Annotated in this window: 19 protein-coding genes; 7 read left to right on the top strand and 12 right to left on the bottom strand. The window is 62.7% G+C overall.

Features of this window, described 5'->3' with window-relative positions:
- Positions 1-69: 69 nt before the first annotated feature.
- From AT302_RS00270 to AT302_RS00255, 4 genes are read right to left on the bottom strand one after another with little or no spacing between them, the layout of a single operon-like run.
- Complete coding sequence (locus AT302_RS00270; RefSeq protein ID WP_157125889.1) at positions 70-837, bottom strand: amino acid ABC transporter ATP-binding protein; 768 nt, start codon at positions 835-837, stop codon at positions 70-72.
- Positions 838-895: 58 nt separating this feature from the next.
- On the bottom strand, positions 896-1,588 hold the full coding sequence (locus AT302_RS00265; protein ID WP_058376682.1) for an amino acid ABC transporter permease: 693 nt from the start codon (positions 1,586-1,588) through the stop codon (positions 896-898).
- Between the two features lie 4 nt (positions 1,589-1,592).
- Entirely contained in the window at positions 1,593-2,285 is a 693-nt protein-coding gene (locus AT302_RS00260) for an amino acid ABC transporter permease (RefSeq protein ID WP_058376681.1), read from the bottom strand.
- A gap of 15 nt (positions 2,286-2,300) precedes the next feature.
- The gene (locus AT302_RS00255; RefSeq protein ID WP_058376680.1) at positions 2,301-3,128 is read right to left on the bottom strand and encodes a transporter substrate-binding domain-containing protein; all 828 of its coding nucleotides are present in this window, start codon (positions 3,126-3,128) and stop codon (positions 2,301-2,303) included.
- 178 nt (positions 3,129-3,306) lie between these two features.
- On the opposite strand from AT302_RS00255, the gene AT302_RS00250 reads away from it, so the two are divergent.
- Positions 3,307-4,185, top strand: a complete 879-nt coding sequence (locus AT302_RS00250) for a LysR substrate-binding domain-containing protein (RefSeq protein WP_058376679.1) — start codon at positions 3,307-3,309, stop codon at positions 4,183-4,185.
- A gap of 44 nt (positions 4,186-4,229) precedes the next feature.
- On the opposite strand, the gene AT302_RS00245 is transcribed toward AT302_RS00250, so the two are convergent.
- The 5 genes from AT302_RS00245 to AT302_RS00225 all read right to left on the bottom strand — a co-directional run bounded on the left by AT302_RS00245 (position 4,230) and on the right by AT302_RS00225 (position 8,665).
- Complete coding sequence (locus AT302_RS00245) at positions 4,230-4,802, bottom strand: DUF1993 domain-containing protein (RefSeq protein ID WP_058376678.1); 573 nt, start codon at positions 4,800-4,802, stop codon at positions 4,230-4,232.
- Positions 4,803-4,927: 125 nt separating this feature from the next.
- A complete protein-coding gene (locus AT302_RS00240) occupies positions 4,928-5,788 on the bottom strand; it encodes a class I SAM-dependent methyltransferase (protein WP_058376677.1) in 861 nt (286 codons plus the stop codon).
- Between the two features lie 79 nt (positions 5,789-5,867).
- The gene (locus AT302_RS00235; protein ID WP_058376676.1) at positions 5,868-6,764 is read right to left on the bottom strand and encodes a LysR family transcriptional regulator; all 897 of its coding nucleotides are present in this window, start codon (positions 6,762-6,764) and stop codon (positions 5,868-5,870) included.
- Between the two features lie 43 nt (positions 6,765-6,807).
- The gene (locus AT302_RS00230) at positions 6,808-7,512 is read right to left on the bottom strand and encodes a cysteine hydrolase family protein (protein ID WP_058376675.1); all 705 of its coding nucleotides are present in this window, start codon (positions 7,510-7,512) and stop codon (positions 6,808-6,810) included.
- 127 nt (positions 7,513-7,639) lie between these two features.
- Positions 7,640-8,665 (bottom strand): nickel/cobalt efflux protein RcnA, encoded by a 1,026-nt coding sequence (locus AT302_RS00225; RefSeq protein ID WP_058376674.1) that lies wholly within the window; start codon positions 8,663-8,665, stop codon positions 7,640-7,642.
- A gap of 177 nt (positions 8,666-8,842) precedes the next feature.
- Between AT302_RS00225 and AT302_RS00220 the strand changes: the two genes are divergently transcribed.
- The 6 genes from AT302_RS00220 to AT302_RS00195 all read left to right on the top strand — a co-directional run bounded on the left by AT302_RS00220 (position 8,843) and on the right by AT302_RS00195 (position 15,227).
- Positions 8,843-9,112 (top strand): metal/formaldehyde-sensitive transcriptional repressor, encoded by a 270-nt coding sequence (locus tag AT302_RS00220; protein ID WP_058376673.1) that lies wholly within the window; start codon positions 8,843-8,845, stop codon positions 9,110-9,112.
- Positions 9,113-9,143: 31 nt separating this feature from the next.
- Entirely contained in the window at positions 9,144-10,328 is a 1,185-nt protein-coding gene (locus AT302_RS00215) for a hypothetical protein (protein ID WP_058376672.1), read from the top strand.
- A gap of 31 nt (positions 10,329-10,359) precedes the next feature.
- Entirely contained in the window at positions 10,360-10,998 is a 639-nt protein-coding gene (locus AT302_RS00210; RefSeq protein WP_058379994.1) for an ABC transporter ATP-binding protein, read from the top strand.
- 79 nt (positions 10,999-11,077) lie between these two features.
- On the top strand, positions 11,078-11,557 hold the full coding sequence (locus AT302_RS00205; protein WP_058376671.1) for a low affinity iron permease family protein: 480 nt from the start codon (positions 11,078-11,080) through the stop codon (positions 11,555-11,557).
- Between the two features lie 83 nt (positions 11,558-11,640).
- A complete protein-coding gene (locus tag AT302_RS00200) occupies positions 11,641-13,110 on the top strand; it encodes an MFS transporter (protein WP_084655945.1) in 1,470 nt (489 codons plus the stop codon).
- A gap of 245 nt (positions 13,111-13,355) precedes the next feature.
- Positions 13,356-15,227 carry a methyl-accepting chemotaxis protein gene (locus tag AT302_RS00195; protein WP_058376670.1) on the top strand — a complete coding sequence of 624 codons (1,872 nt, stop codon included), beginning with the start codon at positions 13,356-13,358 and terminating at the stop codon, positions 15,225-15,227.
- Between the two features lie 97 nt (positions 15,228-15,324).
- On the opposite strand, the gene AT302_RS00190 is transcribed toward AT302_RS00195, so the two are convergent.
- The 3 genes from AT302_RS00190 to AT302_RS00180 form a co-directional block, all read right to left on the bottom strand.
- On the bottom strand, positions 15,325-16,497 hold the full coding sequence (locus AT302_RS00190) for a hypothetical protein (RefSeq protein ID WP_058376669.1): 1,173 nt from the start codon (positions 16,495-16,497) through the stop codon (positions 15,325-15,327).
- A gap of 195 nt (positions 16,498-16,692) precedes the next feature.
- Positions 16,693-18,075, bottom strand: a complete 1,383-nt coding sequence (locus AT302_RS00185; RefSeq protein ID WP_058376668.1) for an HlyD family type I secretion periplasmic adaptor subunit — start codon at positions 18,073-18,075, stop codon at positions 16,693-16,695.
- Positions 18,072-20,228, bottom strand: coding sequence for a type I secretion system permease/ATPase (locus AT302_RS00180; RefSeq protein ID WP_218918980.1), 2,157 nt, complete (start codon positions 20,226-20,228; stop codon positions 18,072-18,074). The genes AT302_RS00185 and AT302_RS00180 overlap by 4 nt, the downstream gene beginning before the upstream one ends.
- Positions 20,229-20,230: the final 2 nt, after the last annotated feature.

The following is a 20,230-nucleotide window of genomic DNA, read 5'->3' as shown; positions in this document are numbered from 1 at the left end:
TGTTATGGATGTGCCCGAAAACATCTGACTGGGGGCAGTGTCGCGTGTGTGTTTTATCGTTATGGGGTATCAGGCCGGTACCGCGTCGCGGGGCACGCCCACGAACGGTTGCGGACGCAGCACGTCTTGCAGGAAGCGCTGCGCACGCGCGTGTTTCGGCTGACTGAAAAACGCTGCCGGCGGCGAGTCTTCGAGCAATTCGCCCTGATCCATAAACCAGACGCGGCTCGAGACGTCACGGGCAAAACCCATCTCGTGCGTGACGATCATCATCGTCAGACCTTCGTCGGCGAGGGCACGCATGACTTGCAGCACTTCCTGCACCATCTCCGGATCGAGCGCACTCGTCGGCTCGTCAAACAACATGAGCGGCGGCTTCATGGCCAACGCGCGCGCAATCGCCACGCGCTGCTGTTGCCCGCCGGACAGGTTGGCCGGCATCGCATCGATCTTGTGCGCGAGCCCGACCTTTGCGAGCAGCGCTTCGGCCTGCGCAGTGGCTTCGTCGCGCGACATGCCGAGCACCTTCGTCGGGCCGAGAATCAGGTTCTGCCGCACTGACAGGTTCTGAAACAGGTTGAAGCTCTGGAACACAAAGCCGATGCGCGCACGCAACTGATTGAGCTTCACGTCGCGCGCCGTCACGTCCTTGCCTTCGAACAGGATGCGTCCCTGCTGAATCGCTTCGAGCCGGGTCACCGTGCGGATCAGCGTCGACTTGCCCGAGCCCGACGGCCCGCACACGACAACGACTTCGCCGCGGTTGATGGTGGCATCGATGCCCTTGAGCACGTGATGCTCACCGTAGTACTTCTGGACATTCTCGAATGCGAGCATGGTCATGGCCGCGTTCTCCTTCTGAATACTTGAATGCTCACTTGAACGCTTCATGGGCTCAGGCCAACCCCGCGCGCTGGCGGGCGATGCGACGCTCCAGCCAGCCAGCGAAGCGCGAGATGGCGAAACACACCACGAAATAGAATGCTGCGAGCACGAGGAACGTTTGCAGCGGCTTGGTCAGCGTGATCGTGTTCACCTGCGCGGCCGAGTACGTCAGTTCCGGCACGCCGATGACGTACGCCAGCGACGTCGCCTTGATGATCGACACGAACTGATTGACGATCGACGGCAGCATGTTGGCAAGCGCCTGCGGCAACTGCACGTAACGCATGCTTTGCAGCCACGACAGTCCATTCGAGCGTGCGGCTTCCATCTGTCCGCGCGGCAGGCCTTCCAGACCGGCACGCACGATTTGCGACAGGAAAGCGCTCTCGTAGACGATGATGGCGCAGACCGCCGTGGTGAACGCCGAGACTTCGGCCCCCACCAGCAACGGCACCGCGAAGTACGCCCAGAAGATGATCATCAGCAGCGGAATGCCGCGCACGAGGCGCGTCCACACACCGATCACACGGCGCAGCCAGCGCCACGGCGAGACTTGCCCCATGCCGATCGCCACAGCAATCGGGAACGAGATCACCAGCCCCAGCGCCGAGAGAATGAGCGTGACCGCCACGCCGCCCAGCGGGCCGTTGGGCCAGCTGCCGACGAGGAACAACGCGAGATAGTCGTGAAGAATCTCGAACATGGCCTCAGACTCCCGACGGCGCCGTACGGCGCTTGGCAAAGTGCTCGGAGAGCGCCATCAAGGCCAGCGTGCCGATCAGATACAGAATCGTCGCCACCAGAAATACGTCGAAGGTGCGGAAGGTCAGGTTATCGATCTGACGCGTGCGATACAGCAACTCGTGCACGCCGATAGCCATCGCCAGCGAGCTGTTCTTGAAGAGCAGCAACGCCTGATTGAGCAGGGCGGGCAACGCCGCGCGAATGCCCTGCGGCAGAATCACGTAGCGAAACGATTGCAGATACGTCAGGCCGATCGACCACGCGGCTTCCTGTTGGGTGTGGGGAATGGCGCGCAGGCCGGAGCGCATGTCCTCCGAGATGAACGCCCCCGCGTTGAGCGCGAGCGCCACCGTCGCGAAGAAGAACTCGGTGTTGCCGGCATTGATCCAGTCACGCGCGCCGTCGGGCAGCAATTGCGGCACGCCGAAGTACCACACGAGAATCTGCACCAGCACCGGCACATTGCGGTGGTACTCGACCACCACGATCACAAAGCCCTTGAAGAGCTTCACCGGCATAGCGCGCAAGGTGGTGAGCGTTACACCCACCACGATCGCGAGCAGGCCCGAGACCACGAACAGGCGCAGCGTCGTCAGCACCCCATCGCGAAACAGCTTCAGGTAGCCGTCTTCGAGCAAAAACGAGAGATCGAACATCGCAGGGCGTCTCGCTTACTGCACTTTGATCGGCTCGACCTTGTAGTCGCGCGTGAACTTGTAGACGGACTTGGCGCCCAGCCACTTGTCGAAGCTGTCCTGCAAGCCGTTGGTCTTCTCGTAGTCGAGCAGGATCTTGTTGACCGCCGCCATCAATGCCGGCTCGTTCTTGTTGGTCACCACCCCCCAGCGCTCTTCGTAGACCGGCTTGGTCAGCAGGCGATATTGCTGCGGCGTGCCCTTGGCGGCCGCTTCGCTGGCAAAACGCGACAAGATCAGTTGACCGGCGACGAGCCCTTCCACCTTGCCTTGTTGCAGCGCGAGGAAGGCCGACGAGATGTCGTGGAACGTGAGCAGGTTGGAGTCGGGCAGGCGCGTGACCGAGACAGCGGCCGAGCTGGAACCTTCCGAGGCAGCGATCTTCTTGCCCGCGAGTTGATCCAGCGTCTGGATCGGAGAGTCGGCGCGCACCAGCACGCGAATCGGGGCAACGAAGTACTGGTCGCTGAAGTCGACCTGTGCGGCACGTGCGGGCATCCACGCGACGGCGGCGGCCAGCACGTCGACACGACGCGTCTTCAACTCAGCGATACGGGCATCGGTCGACAGTGCACGGTGTTCCAGCTTTACACCGAGACCCTTGGCGATCGCGCTGCACACGTCGACGTCGAAGCCGACGATCTTGCGCGTGGCGGCATCGGGAAACGCGTACGGCTCGCTGGCGTTCTGCGTGCCGCAAACGAGCGTGCCGCGCGCCTTGATGTCAGCCAGTTGGTCGGCGTGCGCGAGGCCCGTCATGGCGAGTGTCGCGAACAGCGCGGCTGCAAGGTGTCGTTGCCACATGATCCTGAGTCTCCTTGGGTTGGACCGTTTGAGGGGATCCATTAGCGGGGGAGTGATCTGCCCTCGGTCACATAAATATTGCTTGAGTGTTACGCAGGTTATCGACCAAAATCTGCAAGAACAATTTAATTTTTATCCCGGATACATTAGCAACTCTGAAGTATCGGCACGGAGCCACATGCGAAATCTGGATATCGATCTACTGCGCACTTTCGTCGCGATCGCCCAGCATGAAACCTTTGCGGCAGCGGCCACGCGCGTCGGCCGCACTCAGTCGGCGATCACGCAGCAGATGCAGCGGCTGGAACAGGAAATGGGCTGCCCGCTGTTTGAGAAACAGGGGCGTCAGAAGACGATGACCGCCGATGGCGTGCGGCTGGTGGCGTATGCCAACAAGATTCTCGCGCTCAACGATCAGGCCGTGCAGGTCATGCACACGCGCGGGCCCGCAGAGAAGCTGCGCATCGGCTCGCCGCACGACGTGGCCGACTCGATACTGCCGAGCATGCTGCGCCGGTTGTCGAAGCTCTCCGGCGAGTTGCAACTGGAAATCATCGTCGGGCGCAGCCCGCACCTGATGGACGCGTTGCGCGACAAGGAACTCGATCTGGCGATCTCGACGCGCTATGACGAGGGGTTTCCGGGCATCAAGTTGCGCACGTCCCCGATGGTGTGGATTTGCGCGGACGACTTCATCTTCAATGCCGCCGAGCCGGTGCCGCTCGTCATGGCGGACGAATTGAGCCTGTTCCGGCGGCTTTCCATCGAGCGGCTCAATGCCGCCGGTATTGCGTGGCGAACCAGTTTCCATTCGCCCACGCTCACCGGCATCAAGGCTGCGATCAGTGCGGGCCTTGGCGTGACCGCGCGCACCACCGAGTTGCTCGACGCGAATATGCGCGTGCTCTCGGAGGCCGACGGTCTGCCTCGGCTACCGGATGTGGCGTTCTATCTGTATGTGCAGCCCACGTGCACGAGTCAGGTGCTTCGTGAGCTGTTCGAGTCGACCGAACACATCGCCACGCGCTTCGGGCCGCCGTTTCTTATCGGAGAGTAATGGGCGGTGAGGCGCGCGTGGCGTGAGCGGGTCGTGGGCGATGCTTATGCCTGCGGTGCCGTGCCCGGACGCAGATAAGCCAGCACATGCGGCACGTAGTCGGCCTTGCCGAGTTCCACGCCGTGGTGACGCAAGATGCCGTAAGCGGTGTTGATATGGAAGTAGAACTGGGCGAGCAGCCAGTCGCGTGCGTACTGATCGCCGGTCATGTCGAAGACGACGCCGTTAGGCAGCGCGAGTGACACGGTGAGATTTTTGCCCGCGTCGAGTGCGCCCGGGGGCAGGGCGTCGAGAAACGCGAGTGAGCGGGCAAGGCAAGCCTTCGCGTCATCGAACGTGCCCGGCTTCTGGTTGGCGTTCCAGCCTTCGCGCTGCACATCGAGCGCCGACTCGGCCACGGCTTCGCCGCGCAGCCGATAGGCCGGCTCCATCGCCTGATAGCTCACGAAGCGCACTTGGGCGGCGAGCGGATACATGTCGGGGGCGAGACGCAACGTCATCAGTGCGTTGGGGTCTTTGCCCGCTGAGCGTTCGTATTCTGCGGCCTTATCCAGCCAGTTAGACAACGCGCGCAGCATCTGCGACAGCGTGGGGACAAGCAGCTCGGTCAACGTCATGCGAAAACTCCGGTGATGGGCTTAGAGCGGTGACGGCATGGACTGCCGCCGCGCGAAGCATAGCGCGATAGTGCCGGTTTCGCCGATCAGAATGCGCGCTGCGTTCATCCGCTCGATCAGGTCAGTCAGGTCGTCGCGACCAACAGGTCTTCGGCATTCCCGGGCGGACGCAACCCGTCGCTACGATGCGCAAAATAGCGTTCTGTCAGGCTTTGCGCACTGACGTGCTGCGCCCCCTTGAAGCCATTCTCCATCGCCAGCGCCATCATCTCGTCCGGCCGGAAGAAGCTGATGAACGGGGTGCCGCTGGCGCGCGCGCCTTTCTCCGCCATTTCCAGCCCGGGACGCACGTCGGCATCCGCCATCGCCAGCGGCCACAAAAAGGTCATGGCAAACGTGGAGCCCGGCGCAAACGCCGCCACCTCGCGCAGCGTCGCCGCGTTGGCATCACGCGTGAGATACATGCTCACGCCGGTCGAGACGACGACAGCGGGCTTGTCGGCGTCGAAGCCTTGGGGCAGCAGCGCGTCACGCCACGACTGACCTGCCTCGAAGTCCACGGGCACGAACCTTAGCGTGTCGGGCACGCCATAGCCGAGTGCGATGAGCCGGTTGCGCTTCCATTGCTGCGGCCCCGGACGGTCCACTTCGAAGATCGTCAGGTGCTTCGCCACATCGGGATGCCGTTGCGCAAAGCTGTCGAGCCCGGCACCGAGAATCACATATTGCTGCACCCCGCGTTGCGCTTCGCTCACGACAAGGTCTTCGATGAATCGGGCTCTGGCCACGATGGACGCGCGAAACGGGCGGGTGAACGCCGGGTTCATGTCGCCCCGCTCGCGCCAGTCGTCGGGCGGGTCAAGCAATTTCAGGCCGATAGCGTCGTCGAGCACGGGCGGGGCGGCGTCGATTTCGCGGTGAAGGGCACGCCACAGCGCAACGCGCGCGGCCGTGCTTTCCGGTGCAATGTCGTGGAAATCCGTCATGGGAAGATGCCTCGCTCAAACGGTGCCGGTCAGGCAACGCTTTAATTCTGGCATAGCCGCCGGGTGCGCAGGGTTGCCTTTAGCGACGGCCGTAGTGCACAGCCATGAAGTCGATGAACGCGCGCGCTCGCGGGTTGACGTGGCGCGTACGCGGATACAGCGCGTAGTAGTGATGCACCCCCATGCGGTACTGTGGCAGCACCCGGACGAGCGTGCCTCGTGCGAGTTCGGTTCGCACCGTACGCTCGGTGAATGCGGCGATACCCGCGCCGGCGAGCGCCGCAGAAAACAGCGCAGGAATCGCGTCACTGGTGAATCCACCTGCCACCGGCACACGATGCGGCTCGCCCGCGGCGTCGGTGATCGACCACTCGGCCGCTTGGCCCGGTCGCACGGACGCGAGGCGTCGATGGTTCACCAGATCTGCGGGCACCGACGGTAAGCCGTGTTGGGCGAGATACGCCGGCGAGGCAACGAGAACGGTATCCGACGTCGTCAGCAACTTCGCCATCAGACTGCTATCCGCCAATGGCGCAGCGCTGATGCGCAATGCGACATCAAAGCGCTCCGCGACGAGGTCCACGAATTGATCGCTGCATGACAGCGTCAGCGCGATATCGGGATATTGCGATTGAAAAGCCGGCAGCCAATCGGCCAGCTCCAACGTGCCGATGGCTAACGGCACCGTCACACGCAACGCACCACTCACCTGTTCGCGCTCGCCCGACATGGCATGCGTCATGGCATCGACGCGCGACAGGATATCGAGGCAATGCCGGTGATAGCGCTCCCCGGCACTAGTCAGCGTGAAACCCCGCGTGGTGCGATTGAGCAGTTGCACGCCCAACGCCGCCTCAGTCTGCTTCAACTGCCGCGACACGCTGGAATGCGACATACCGAGCACCTCCGCCGCCGCCGAAAACCCCTTGGCGTCGACGATCGTGCAAAAGATGCGCATTGCCAGCAGTTGATCCATGACGGATGTCGTGAGCAAGTCAGAACGGGGAACGGGGCCGCCGTCAACGCAGCGGCAGACGGCGAATGTTGTCGGTGGTCATCACGTCGCCGAACGTGTCTTCGATTTCGGCGAGTGCCGCGCGGTGCAACGCGTCGCTAGACACTTTCGTACCGTCGGTGCGCACGATGTCCCGGGTGGCGGTGGCGTCCGATGCTACCACGACGGTATAGCCCAACGGCACGGCATCGCGCGCTGCGCCGGCCACGCAGGCATGCGTCATCAGACCGGCGATGACGAGCGTGTCGATGCCCTGCGCCTTGAGCCGTTTGTCGAGGTCGGTGCTGGCAAACACGCTGACCGTGGTCTTCTGCAACACCGTGTCGTGCGCGCGCGGTGTCATCCCCGGCACGAACGCGACCGTTGCACCGTCTTTCGCAAAAACAGCCGCGCCAGCGGGGGCGACGTGTTGAATTTGGTACACGGGAATCTTCGCCTCGTCGGCAAACGCGATGAGTTGCTTGGCGTTTTGCATCGCGCGGGCGCCATCGGGAATCGGCATGCGCCCGGTGAAATATTCGTTCTGAAAATCGATCACGAGGAGCGCCGTTCGCTTCGGATCGAGATGGTCTACCGGCGTGGCACCGAGCATCGCGCGGATGGTCGGGTGCGCAGGGGTATCAGACGCGGGTGCCGCGCCAGCGGTCGCGGCACCGAGAGAAAGGCCCAGTGCGGCCAGTTTGAGCGTGCGAAGCAGAAGGTGCGTCATGTGCGGAATCCTCTAACAGAAACATTCGAGGGTTCCAGTCTAGGGACGCGGCAAGGCGTCGAACAGCCGCCGAGCCGCACAGGATTTGTTTGCCGGTTGCACCAATCGGCGCAGAGGATTTACCAGCTCAGCCGTTGAACCAGAGGTGCGATGCGCCCTGATAGCCGACGTACAGTCCGACCAGAATAATCAGCGCGCCGGAGAAATACGGCGCCTTTCTCGCGAATTCCCCGAAACCGCTCCAGCGTCGCGACACGTGCCGCACGCTCAGCGCCGCCAACACGCCAGAGACGACCATCGTAAGGGCCAGCCCGATGCTGAAGCACAACACGAGCCCGGCGCCCAGCACGAAGCGCTTGAGCTGAAGACACAGCAGCAACACCGTAATCGACGCCGGGCACGGCACGAGACCGCCCGTCACACCGAACATCACGATCTGCCCGGTAGTGGCATTGCGATCGCCGAAGCGCTTCTCGATGTCACGGGCGTGCGCCCGTTCGTGGGCGTCCTGATATTCCGCCGTTGCCATGCCCGGCGCTGCACGCGCTTGTGCGGGCTGTGTGTGGGCATAGCTGTGGGCGACGCGACTCAGGTTCTGATGCTGCACATGCCCGGTGTGGACGTGCCCGGGCTCATGACCGTGATCGTGTGCATGGTCATGATCGTGGCCGTGCGGATGCGGATGCGGATGCGCGTGGTCATGGTCATGGTCATGGTCATGGTCATGGTCGTGATCGTGATCGTGATCGTGATCGTGATCGTGATCGTGATCGTGATCGTGATCGTGGCCAGCATTGTGTGCGCGGGCGCGGGCGTTATCGCGCCACGTGCGCCACAGCATCCAGCACGCGATCAGCACGATCAGTACCGCCGACGCCAACTGGAAATACGGCTCCGTCGCGTTGGCATCCCAGCCGCGTCCGAAGTACAGGCCAGCCATCGCCACCAGCCACACCACGGCGGTATGCGACACCGTCGCCGACAACCCGAGCAACACCGCTTGCCCGACCGTGCCGCGAATCGCGACGATAAACGCCGCCATCATCGTTTTGGAATGCCCGGGCTCAAGCCCGTGCAGCGCACCCAGCAGGATCGCGCTCGGAATGAACAGCCAGGCATTGCCTTGCTGGAGGAGGGTCGAGAATTCAGTCATGAGACAGCTCGCGAACAGACGGGGAAGATCGAACAGCGCGGTCGCTATTCAACGAATCGGGTCGGAAAGTGACCCGGAACGGTCACTCGCGACTGCCGCCAATATACTCCCCACCAGTATATTTGTGTTAGCATTTTTTTCACGGATTTCCCGGCATCTACAGGAGCGCGGTCAGACGTGCATACGATTCGAGACAAGAACAAGCTGTTGGCACGGGTTCGCCGCATCCAGGGGCAGGCGCAGGCGCTTGAGCGCCAACTGGATCAGGAGGGCGACTGTGTCGAAATCCTGCAACAGATCGCGGCCATTCGCGGCGCGGTCAACGGACTGATGGCGGCCGTCATCGAAGGCCACCTCGTCGACCATCTGGTCAACGAACCCGATCAGGCGCAGCGGGAGACCGAAATGGCCCCGATGCTGCACGTCATCAAGACCTATCTGAAATGACCCGCATCCCCACGGCCGCGCGTCGCTTGTCATGCTGATCCTTCGCTTGCGCTGGTACGCCCACGAAACGTCGAGAGTGCTGCTCCGGCACTGGCAGGCGCTGTGCCTCGTGACCATGCTACTGCTGCCGTCGATGCCCGTTTTCGCGCAAGCGCGCATTCTCGGCGCGCCGGTACTGGCACCGCTGTCGCCGACGCGCGGCATCGAGTGGCAGTTTCTGTGGATACATGCGCTCGAAGGCATCGGCATGCTGTGGGTGCTGGCGCAGCGCCGGGCGATTGCGGGTGGCAAGTTCGCGGCGTTCTTCCGGTCGTTGCCGATTCCCGGATGGCGCGAGCGCGGTGTCGATCTCGCGGTACTGGCACTGGCCAGCACGCCGTTGCTGCTAAGTGTTGCGGCGGCCGTCGTCGCCCTTGCGACGCATCCCGGCACGCATTACCTGTATGTATTCGATCTGACGCTCATCACACTGGCGGCGCAGTTGGCGGTATTGCATCGCAAGCGGCAATACGTGTGGCCACTGTTCGCCGCCAATCTCTTGCTCCTCGCGGGACTGCGCTTCACGGGGGCCTCCGCCTATGCGGGGCTGACCGGTGCGCTGCTGATCGCCGTGTGGGCGCTCGTGCGCACGTCACCCATGCAAAGTTCGCATCGCAAGCCGCCTGCGCTTTCCGTCAATGCACTGACAGGAAGCTCACAGGGTTGGCTTGCCCCCATCGCGCGGCTGCAAATCGGCATCCTTCGTCATCATTCCAGCACGGTGTTTGGCCGCTTTCTTCTGATGGGTGCGACCGTCGGCGTCACCGCTTATCTCACCGCACTGTGGGATTTCGACAAGCGAGTGCTGCCGCTGGTATTGATTTCGCAGGCGATCATCCTGCTGGTGGCGTCGATGCACTATCGCGAGTTGAGCGCCGCCCATCAGCGCGCGGCCCACTTCATGCATTCGCTGCCCCGCAAGCAATTCACACAGATGGTCGCCGACATGACGACCATCGCGGTACTTGGCCTGCCATTCGTCGCGCTCGGCCCGGCTTTCCTGACCCTCAACGGTGCAATCTCCATCGTTCAGGCGCTGACCGTCGTCGCCAGTGGCGTGCCGTTGGTTGCCTTGCTACGACTCCCGCAACGCTACGTCCCACAGCAATCGGTGCTGCTCGGCGCCACACTCGCCGCGCTCTGGGTCACTGTCGCGTGGCGCTGCCTTGTTCCCTGACTTGTTCCCTGATCTGCTCACCGGCTCCTCCATGCTTCGTTTCGAACATCTCACCAAACGCTTCGGCAGCCGCACGCTCTTCGAAAATCTGCACTTTCGCGCAGGCACCGGATGCGTCGCATTGAGCGATGAAAACGGCAGCGGCAAGTCGACGTTGCTCGGCATTCTCGCCGGAACGATCGATGCCGACGCAGGCGACATCTGGCTCGACGCTCACTCGCTGCGCGACGCGCCGCTCGCCGCAAAATCCGCACTGGCTTACGTGCCCGACGACTGTCTCGCCTATCCGTTTCAGACCGGTCGTGCCTTCCTCGACATGGTGGCGGCCGAGAAGAAGGTGAGCGTCGATGACAGCGTGCTGGATCTGGCCAACCGCTTCGGGCTCGCGCCGCATATGGAAAAGCGCTTCGAGCAGATGTCGCTGGGCACGCGCCGCAAATTCTTTCTGAGCGCGACACTGCTGGGTGCCCCGCGCGTGATCGTCGCCGACGAGCCGGGCAACGGCCTAGATGCCGCCGCGCGTGCCGTGTTGATCGACCTGCTCACCACGCTCGGCAAAGACCGCTGCGTGTTCTTCTCCAGTCACGATCCCGAACTCACCGAAGCGTGTGGCGCAAGAACGGTCAGCTTCGCCGACTTCACCGCATCCGAAGCAGCGAAGCCGCGCTGAATGCACCGGGCGTAGCAACGCCCGCGTAGCCGGCGACTGTGCCATCATCGCGCCATCGATCCGTTCTCGGGAGATGGTCATGGGTGACAAGTGGTTTTCGAAGTTTTCGAGCTACCTTTCCTCGGTGACCGGCCGGCCGGCATCCTTCGTGCTGGCGGCCGGGCTCGTCGTCGCGTGGGCCGTCACCGGGCCGCTCTTCGATTACAGCGATACGTGGCAACTCGTGATCAACACCTCGACCACGATCGTCACGTTCCTGATGGTCTTCCTGATCCAGAACACGCAAAACCGCGATACCGCCGCCATGCAGATCAAGCTCGACGAATTGATCCGCGCCATGGAGGGGGCTCACAACGCGCTGCTCGATCTGGAAGAACTCGACGAAAAGGAGTTGGTGCGCTTTCGCAATCGCTACGAAGCGCTCGCTGAAGCCGCACGAAAGGCCCTGCGCGATGGTCGCGTCGACACCGATTCACCGATCGTCGGCGAGGACGATACCGGTGGCAGCGACCGCAATGCCGGTGACGACAAGCCCCGTAGCAAGACGCCGCGCGAATGACGTCGACACTTCACGACGCGTAGAAACATCCCGCGCTCGCGCGCCCGTAGACTCCGGCCATCATCCTCACAGGAACGCCGGTCATGCGTGCGCATCGCGAGTTGCCTCTCGCCGACAGTGTCGGCATCGAACACGCCACATCCCTTCCCGCCGCCGACGACATCGGTGACGCCGATCGCACCGACACCGACAACGCAGCCAACACCGCGCGCCGCCGGGTACTAGCAGCGACTTGCATCAGCTACGTCGTGGTCTTGCTCGACACCTCCATCGTCAACGTTGCGCTTGAACGGTTGAGCGTCGCGTTCGACGTGCAGATGGCAGGACTCCAGTGGGTGGTCAACGCTTACACGTTGATGTTCGCCAGCCTGCTGCTCACCGGGGGCACGCTGGGCGACCGATGGGGTGCGCGACGTGTTTATCTCGCGGGGCTCGGGCTCTTCATGCTCGCGTCGCTCGCGTGTGCGCTGGCGGGGTCGACTGACTTGCTGATTGCCGCACGCGCGGCGCAAGGCATCGGCGCGGCACTGCTGGTGCCCTGCTCGCTCAAGCTCATTCGCGACGCTACCCCAGACCCGCAAGCCCGGGCGCGCGCCATCGGGCGATGGGTCGGGCTCGGTGGCATCGCGATGGCTGCCGGTCCGCTCGTGGGCGGCGTGTTGATCCATTGGTTTGACTGGCGCAGTGTCTTCTTCGTGAATGTCCCGATCTGCCTCGCCGGGATGGTGATGGCGTGGCGCATTGCGGAAGATCGAGGCGCCGCCAAGCCCGGTACGCGCGCACCTGTCGACCTGCTGGGGCTCGTCTGCGGCATCGTGGCGCTTGGCACGCTGGTCGGTGTGCTGATCGAAGGACACACCCTCGGCTGGACGTCGCCCGTCATCGTCGCCGCTGCCATCACGACATGCCTCGCGTGGGCCGCGTTGTTACGCATCGAAACGGTCCATGCGCACCCGATGTTGCCGTTGGGCTTGTTTCGCCATGGCGTCTTCTCGGGTTCGACATGCGCGTCGATGGCCTCTGCCTTCGTCTTCTACGGTCTGCTGTTCGTCGTCAGCCTGCACTTTCAACAGGCGCGCGATTATTCGCCACTGCAAACCGGCGTGGCCCTACTGCCGATGACCGTCATGGTGGCGGCAGGCAGTTTGTTGGCCGGGCGAATCGCGGCGAGGTTCGGCCCGGTCTGGCCGATGATCGCGGCCTTTGGCGGTTATGCGGCGGGAGCGCTCGGGTTGGGGTTCGTGACGAACGATATGCCCTATGGCTTCGCAATCCTGCCAATGCTGGCGATCGGTCTGGCGTCTGGCGTTGTTTCGCCTATCGCAACCGCACCCGCATTGGAAACGGTCCCCGCGGCCCGCGCCGGTGTCGCCGCGGCGGTGCTCAATACGGCGCGTCAGGCGGGCGCAGCCCTTGGCGTCGCCACCTTCGGCTCGCTGCTGGCGGCCCTGCACCCGTTTGAGGCGGGCCTGCGCGCGGCGCTCGCGCTAGCCGCCTTGGTCAGTCTTGTCATGATGCCGCTGTGGTGGCGAGTCATTCGACCGGCCGCATAGCATGCACCGTCGCGGTGCCGTGAGGTGCCGTGGGGTGCCATCGATGTAAGCATCGGAAAGCTTTATCAGGCCCATTGAGCCGGGCCTCGCGCACATTGAGGTGCGCTCATTAAAGTTGTCACCCGATTGCGCCGTAAGCCGAGAGAGTAGACCAGTAGTGTTTGAGTGCGTCAGCGAGGGCCAGTGCCCGTCGCGGCGGTTCCCCTCTCTCAACGGCTCGCGCGCGAGCCAATCGACGGCAGCTTATGAAAGTCACTTCGTTGCGAACCCGGATTCTGCTGATCACCTGCCTGACGGTGGTCGGCGCCCTGATTCTGTCTGGCATCACGACCTACGTGATTGTCCGCGACAGCATGATGTCGAGCATCGCTCACACCCTCGCGGCCGTGGCTAACGGCAACGCGAGCACCATCGAGCGCTGGTCCACCGATAAGGCGACCGCCGTGAACGCCACCGCGCAAGTCGTGGAAAAGGGCGACCCCGGCGGTCTCGTCAAGCTGCTTGGCAAGACCAACGATTTCCCGATCACCAGCGTCGGCTGGTCGGACAAGACGTTCTTCTCCACCGCCGTCACGCAGCCCGATTACGACCCGACGGCACGCCCCTGGTACAAGAGCGCCGTAGCCGCCGGCAAGCTGGTGGTCACCAAACCGTACGGCGATTCGTCGACGGGCATCCCGTATGTCGCCTTCACCACGCCGATTTTGCGCGACGGGCAGATCACCGGTGTCGTGAGCGGTGCGGTGGCACTCACGGGTGTGCAGGACATCATCAAAGCGGTGCATCCGACGCCGTCTAGTCTGGCGCTGGTGGTAGCGAGCGACGGTCAGGTAATCGCGCACCCGGACAGCAAATTCTCGCTCAAGCCGTCGACCGACGTGGCCGCCACGCTCACCGCCGACTCGCTGGCCGGTATGGCCGGTGACGATGCCAAGCCGGTGGAAATGACGCTCTCCGGCGCCCCGAAGCTGCTCAAGGCCAAGCGCATCCCCGGCACTGACTGGTATCTGGTCGTCGCACTCGACCGTGCCGAAGCCACCGCCGGTCTGACCCACGTGCTGGGCGCCACCGTCATTACGCTGGTCGTGCTCACGTTGATTGCGCTGGTCATTGCATCGCTTTTCACGTCGCGCGCGTTCAAGCGCCTATCGATCGTGCGCGACGCAATGGACACCATCGGCTCGGGCGACGGCGACATGACGCAGCGACTGAACGTGGAGGGTCATGACGAAGTGGCGCAGATCTCGAAGTCGTTCAACGCGTTCGTCGACAAGATCAGTTCCGTGATGCTCGACGTGCGCTCCGGTGTCGCCTCGATGACGTCTGCCACGAGCGAAATCGAGATGGGCAACCGCGATCTGTCGCAACGCACCGAGCAATCGGCGGGGTCGTTGCAGGAAACGTCTTCCGCATTGACCGAACTCACCTCCAGCGTGAAGCAGACGGCCGACACCGCCGAGCACGCCACGCGCCTCGCCAACGACGCCAGCGCCGCGGCGGCACGCGGCGGTCAGGTGGTCACTGACGCCGTGACGACGATGGGCGCGATCACGCAATCGTCGCAGCGCATTACGGAAATCATCGGCGTGATCGACGGCATTGCCTTCCAGACGAACATTCTGGCGTTGAACGCCGCCGTGGAAGCGGCCCGTGCGGGCGAGCAGGGCCGGGGCTTTGCGGTGGTGGCTGGGGAAGTGCGCACGCTGGCCCAACGCAGTGCGGCGGCCGCGCAGGAAATCAAGGCGCTGATCGAAACCTCGGTGCAGAACGTGAAGAGCGGCACCGAGCGCGTTCAGGCGGCCGGCAACACGATGAACGAGATCGTGAACGGCATCACGCGCGTGCAGCGTCTGGTGAGCGAGATCCACGGCGCCATGACCGAGCAGAGCACCGGCATCAGCCAAATCGACCGCTCGGTGTCGGAGATGGATCAAGCTACGCAGCAGAACGCCGCGCTGGTCGAAGAATCGGCAGCGGCCTCAGCGATGCTCAGCGAGCAGGCGCGCATGCTTGCCGAGACGGTAGCGCTCTTCCGTCTGCGCGATGAGCCGCGTGTGGCGCAGGCACCTACGCTGTCGCGAGTCGGCAGCGCTGCGCCGCAACGGTTGGCTGCCTGACGGTGTGAGGTAAGTAAAGCGGCGGACCGTTGCTACGAAGTCCGCCGCAATTGCAGGTCACAGAAATGACCCGGCGAGAGAGCCGCGTCAAACGATGTCAGTGCGGCACGGCTAGCGAAACCGATGCTGATGGCAACGCCATCGCCTGCGTGATCTTGTCAGCCCCGTCGCGACTTGCCGGCAGGGCACTCACTGAGTGCAGCAGGTTCGCTGCCTTGGCAGCGGCGACCATCATCGGCGTGAAGGGTGCCTCATCCGGCAACTTCGTCGGCGCCACCCCGGCATCTTTGAACACCGTTTTCAGGAACTCCGTCTTGCTGGCGAAGTTGGCATCGTCACCATACGTCAGCTGTTGATCCCGCTTACCGTTTTCCACGATGGTGGCGTTCGCGCTGAGATGCGGGACGCCATCCTTGAGCTTGCCGAGATAGTCAATCGTTATGCGTACCCCCGTGGAAGGCGTGAAGGACTCCGCCGATCGAAAGATGTCATAGGTCGGGCTCGGCGCCGCGAAGCTGCCGCACAGTTGGTCCATGCGACGCCAGCCATCCTGAAGCGGTTCGGATTCCGGTGGCTTCGAGATGTCGCGCAGGTCCATCGCAAAGAACCTGTAGTACGGAGTCTGTGGCGCTTCGGTGATCAATTTGACATTCATCCCGCGCTGACGCTCAACAAGCCACTTCCCCGCATCGGCCAAGCTCAGGTTTTGAATGGGCGCGAAGTCTGGATCGAATATGGTGTATCGCGGCGCGTCAGTTGCCGACGACGCTTGCCGCTCAAGATAGATCGAATGCTGGCCACGATCGCGCACTGGGGTCCATCCGGCAGCATCGATTCCGAAGGTCTCAAAAGTCAGTTCCATCCGGTCCGACGTCATCGCCCTGAGAATGTCTGTCCCGGTCTTCGTCTGTAGTTTCGCCATCGGAGCCTCCTTGAACTTCGAGTCGTACGCCGCCTGCGCCTCAAAGACCGAGCACAGCTCACGTCCAATCCTGTTCATATCCTCTTGACGCTCCGCGGGGGCCCGGAATTGGCGTCGAAAAAGTGGGTCTATTTCCCCCGCCTTCCCGTATCCCTCCATCGCCTTCTTCAGCATGCCGAGCACCTCAACGCCGTGCCCCTTTTGACGCGCTTCGGCCGCTGCGTAGAGCATCACATAGGTGTGAGCTTGCCCACGCTTGCCCGCGTTGTAGGTTCGGTCAAAAAATGCCGCAACATCTTTGAACGACGTCTCAAGTTCTGACTGATTAAATGCAAAATCGACTGGCATCACATTAGCTCCAGATCATCAACGAAATGTCCGCGGTTCGAGGTGTCGAGTGCGGGCCGGTTTCAATTTGGCAGAGATCCGGAGGGGGGCATCCAAACCGATGCAGATCCGTGAAACGTCACAACCGTGATGTGAATAAGCCTTGGCCAAAGGTGGCGAAATCTCCGCATTGGTCCAGACGTTCGTCCCGCCCGTCTATCGCTCCCCGAACGATTCCGACGTCACTTCCTTGATCGGCGAGAGCAGATAGTCGATCACGCGGCGCTCGTCCGTCTTGATCTCCGCCGTGACTGCCATGCCCGTCTGAATGTGCAAGGTACGTCCGCTATGACTCACCGAGTCGCGTGGCAATCGGATGCGTGCCATATACACCGGGCCGAGTTTTTCATCGTTGACGGCATCTTGAGACACGTGCTCGACCGTGCCGGTCAATGTGCCGTACTTGGTGTACGAATACGCCTCGATCTTCAGCGTGACCGCCTGCCCCGGTTTGACGAAACCCGCGTCCTGATTGAGCACCTTAGCCTCTACCGCCATCGGCACATCGTGAGGCACCACAACCATGAGCGTCTGCGCCGGTTGCACCACACCGCCGACGGTGTGAATAGCGCGTTGTTGAACGGTGCCGTCTACGGGTGCCCGCAAAAACCGGCACTGCTCGCGTTGCCGATATCGATCGATACTCAACTGCGCCTCGCGAATCTGATCGTTGGCTTTCGTCAGTTCGGTCAACGCCTCTCGACGAAATTCGGCGCGCGCCTGATTGAGATCCTCGCCCAGACGCAAGAGCGTTGCACGATGCTGCCGGCTGCGCTGACGCTCGGCGTTCAGGGTTTGGTCGTTCTCCGCAAGTTCCTGCTCGGCTTCGAGCCATTTCAAACGCGCCACACCGTTGTGTTCGAGCAATGTCCTGAGCGCGCTCTCTTTGCTCGCCAAGACTTCGCGCCGCACCTTCAGCCGCTCGATTTCGCTGGCGCTGGCAGCCAGCATCGCGTCGTCTTCCGCGCGTTGCGCCGCCACCGATGCGACCTTGGCGCGGTAGATGGACTGACGCGACGCCAGCAGACTGCGCGCACGTTCCACCTGCACGGCATTGCCCGTGCCCGCCTCCCATGCCGACGCGCTGGCGTGCCCCTCCAACGTGGCGAGGAACGCCTGCAACTGCCCCGCATCGAGCTGCGCCGTGGTCAGTTGCCGCTCAAGTTGCATCAGGTCGACGTGCTCCTCCACGCTATCGAGCACGACCAGCAGGTCGCCCTTTTTCACCTGCTGACCGTCGTCGACCAGAATCTTGCGCACAATGCCGATCTCGAACGGCTGAATCGACTGCGTCCCCCCCAGCGGCACCACTTTGCCCTGCGCGACGGCGTTCATGTCGACGCGCCCCATGATCGACCAGACCAACGCCATAACGAACAGCGCCATGATCAGCAGCGCCACTTTTCGGCCGGCAGGAGACGCCGGTGTTTCGAGAATCTCCAGTTCTGCCGGCAAGAATTCACGCTCGTGCGAAGGTACCTGCTGCCAGCGTGTCCTCAGGCGCTCCCACACAAGCTTCACGCGTTGCTGCGACGTCATGACGTGATCTCTCCGGCCTGAATGCTGCACAGGCGCGCATAGCGGCCGCCCCGCGCAACCAGTTCATCATGCGTGCCGTCTTCGACCACGGCGCCCGACTCGATGGTGATGATGCGATCGGCGCTGCGCACCGTCGACAGCCGGTGCGCAATGATCAGCACCGTACGGCCGGCACAGATGGCCCGCATGTTCTGCTGAATGATGCTCTCCGACTCGTAGTCGAGCGCGCTGGTGGCTTCGTCGAGAATCAGGATGCGCGGGTTGGTCACGAGTGCACGGGCGATGGCGATGCGTTGCCGCTGCCCCCCCGACAGATTCACACCGCGTTCCTCGATCGATGTGTCATAGCCGTGCGACATCCCGAGAATGAATTCATGAGCGCCGGCCAGCTTCGCCGCGTCGATCACCCGCTCCATTGGCATCGCGGGGTCTGCCATGGCGATGTTCTCGCGCACGGAGCGGTTGAACAGCAGGTTCTCCTGAAGCACCACGCCGATTTGTGTGCGTAGCCAGTGTGTGTCGACCATCGCGAGATCAACGCCGTCGATCACCACGCGCCCCGCCGAGGGCACGTACAGACGCTGCACGAGTTTGGTCAGTGTGCTTTTGCCAGAACCCGAAGGGCCGACGATGCCGACGGTCTGCCCAGCCCGAATGGCGAGCGTGACGCCATGCAGCACTTCAGGCTTGTCGGGCCGATAGCGAAACGCCACGCCCTCGAAAGTCACGTCACCCTGAATCGACGCCATCATGGCCCGCCCCGGGTTGTACCCCGGCTCGGTGGGACTGTTCAGAATGTCGCCCAGACGATCGACCGAAATGCGCGCCTGCTGGAAGTCGTTCCAGAGTTGCGAGAGGCGCAACACGGGCGCAGTGACGTGATTGGCGAACATGTTGAACGCCACCAATTGGCCCACGGTCAACTCACCGCCAATGACTTTCATGGCACCGAGATACAGCAGGGTGGCGCTGCACAGCTTCGAGACCAGTTGCACCATCTGACCCGCAATATTGCCGAGATTGGCCGTACGAAAGCTCGCCCGCACGTACGCCGCAAGCAGGGTTTCCCAACGGCTCTGCGTCTGCGGCTGGACCGACATCGATTTGAGCGTTTCGATGCCACTGACCGACTCCACCAGAAACGACTGCGACTCGGCGCCGCGCCGGAATTTCTCTTCGACGCGCGCACGCAGGACAGGCGTGACGAACACGGCGATCAATGCGTAGCATGGCAGAGAGATCAACACGATCATCGTGAGCCACGGGCTATAGAACGCCATGATCGCGAGAAACACCACGGTAAACAGCAAATCCATCACCAGCGTGAGCGCAGAGCTTGTGATGAATTCGCGAATGCTGTCGAGCTCACGGATGCGGGCAACCGTCTCGCCGGTGCGACGCGACTGAAAGTACGCAATCGGCAATGCCAGCAGGTGCCTGAACAGCTTCGCGCCAAGTTCCACATCGATGCGATTGGCGGTGTGCGAGAACACGTACGTGCGCAGGCCCCCCATCACGACTTCGAACATCGAGACAGTCACCAGCCCGATCACTAGCACCTTGAGCGTGCTCATGCTCTGGTGCACGAGTACCTTGTCCATCACCACCTGAAAGAACAACGGCGAGATCAGCGCGAACAATTGCAGAAACAGCGAGATCAGCAGCACTTCACCGATCAGTCGTCTGTACTTCATGAACGCCGGCAAGAACCACGCGATGTCGAACTTACCGCCCGCGCCGAGTGGCGCTGCGCGCCGTGTGGCGAGCACCAGGTCGCCCGTGCTCTGTGCCTCGAATTCGGCAAGCGGCAGGGCGTGGACCTGACCGCTGCGACTGTCCTGCACTACCGCCAGACCTTCGGCGATCTTGCCCAACAGCATGAACGTTCCGTCGCGCATGACGGCAATGGCAGGCAACGGTGTCTTGTCGAGCCGCGCCGGCAAAACGCGTACCTGCTGCGACTTTAAGCCCAGGCGTCGCAGCAATCGCACCAGTTGCGCCGCGTCGATGTGGTCGCCCGCCAATTCACGGTGAAGTTGCGCCGCATTGGCCGGCAGACGGAAGAAGCTCAGCAGAATGACGACACTCTCGACAGCACTGTCACGGGCGGCCATGTCGGCATTCACTGTCTGTGGCGCTAGATGTACTTGCATAC

It is taken from the genome of Pandoraea norimbergensis, from assembly GCF_001465545.3.
In the GTDB taxonomy this organism is placed as follows: domain Bacteria; phylum Pseudomonadota; class Gammaproteobacteria; order Burkholderiales; family Burkholderiaceae; genus Pandoraea; species Pandoraea norimbergensis.
This window is presented reverse-complemented; position numbering and strand designations above follow the sequence as displayed.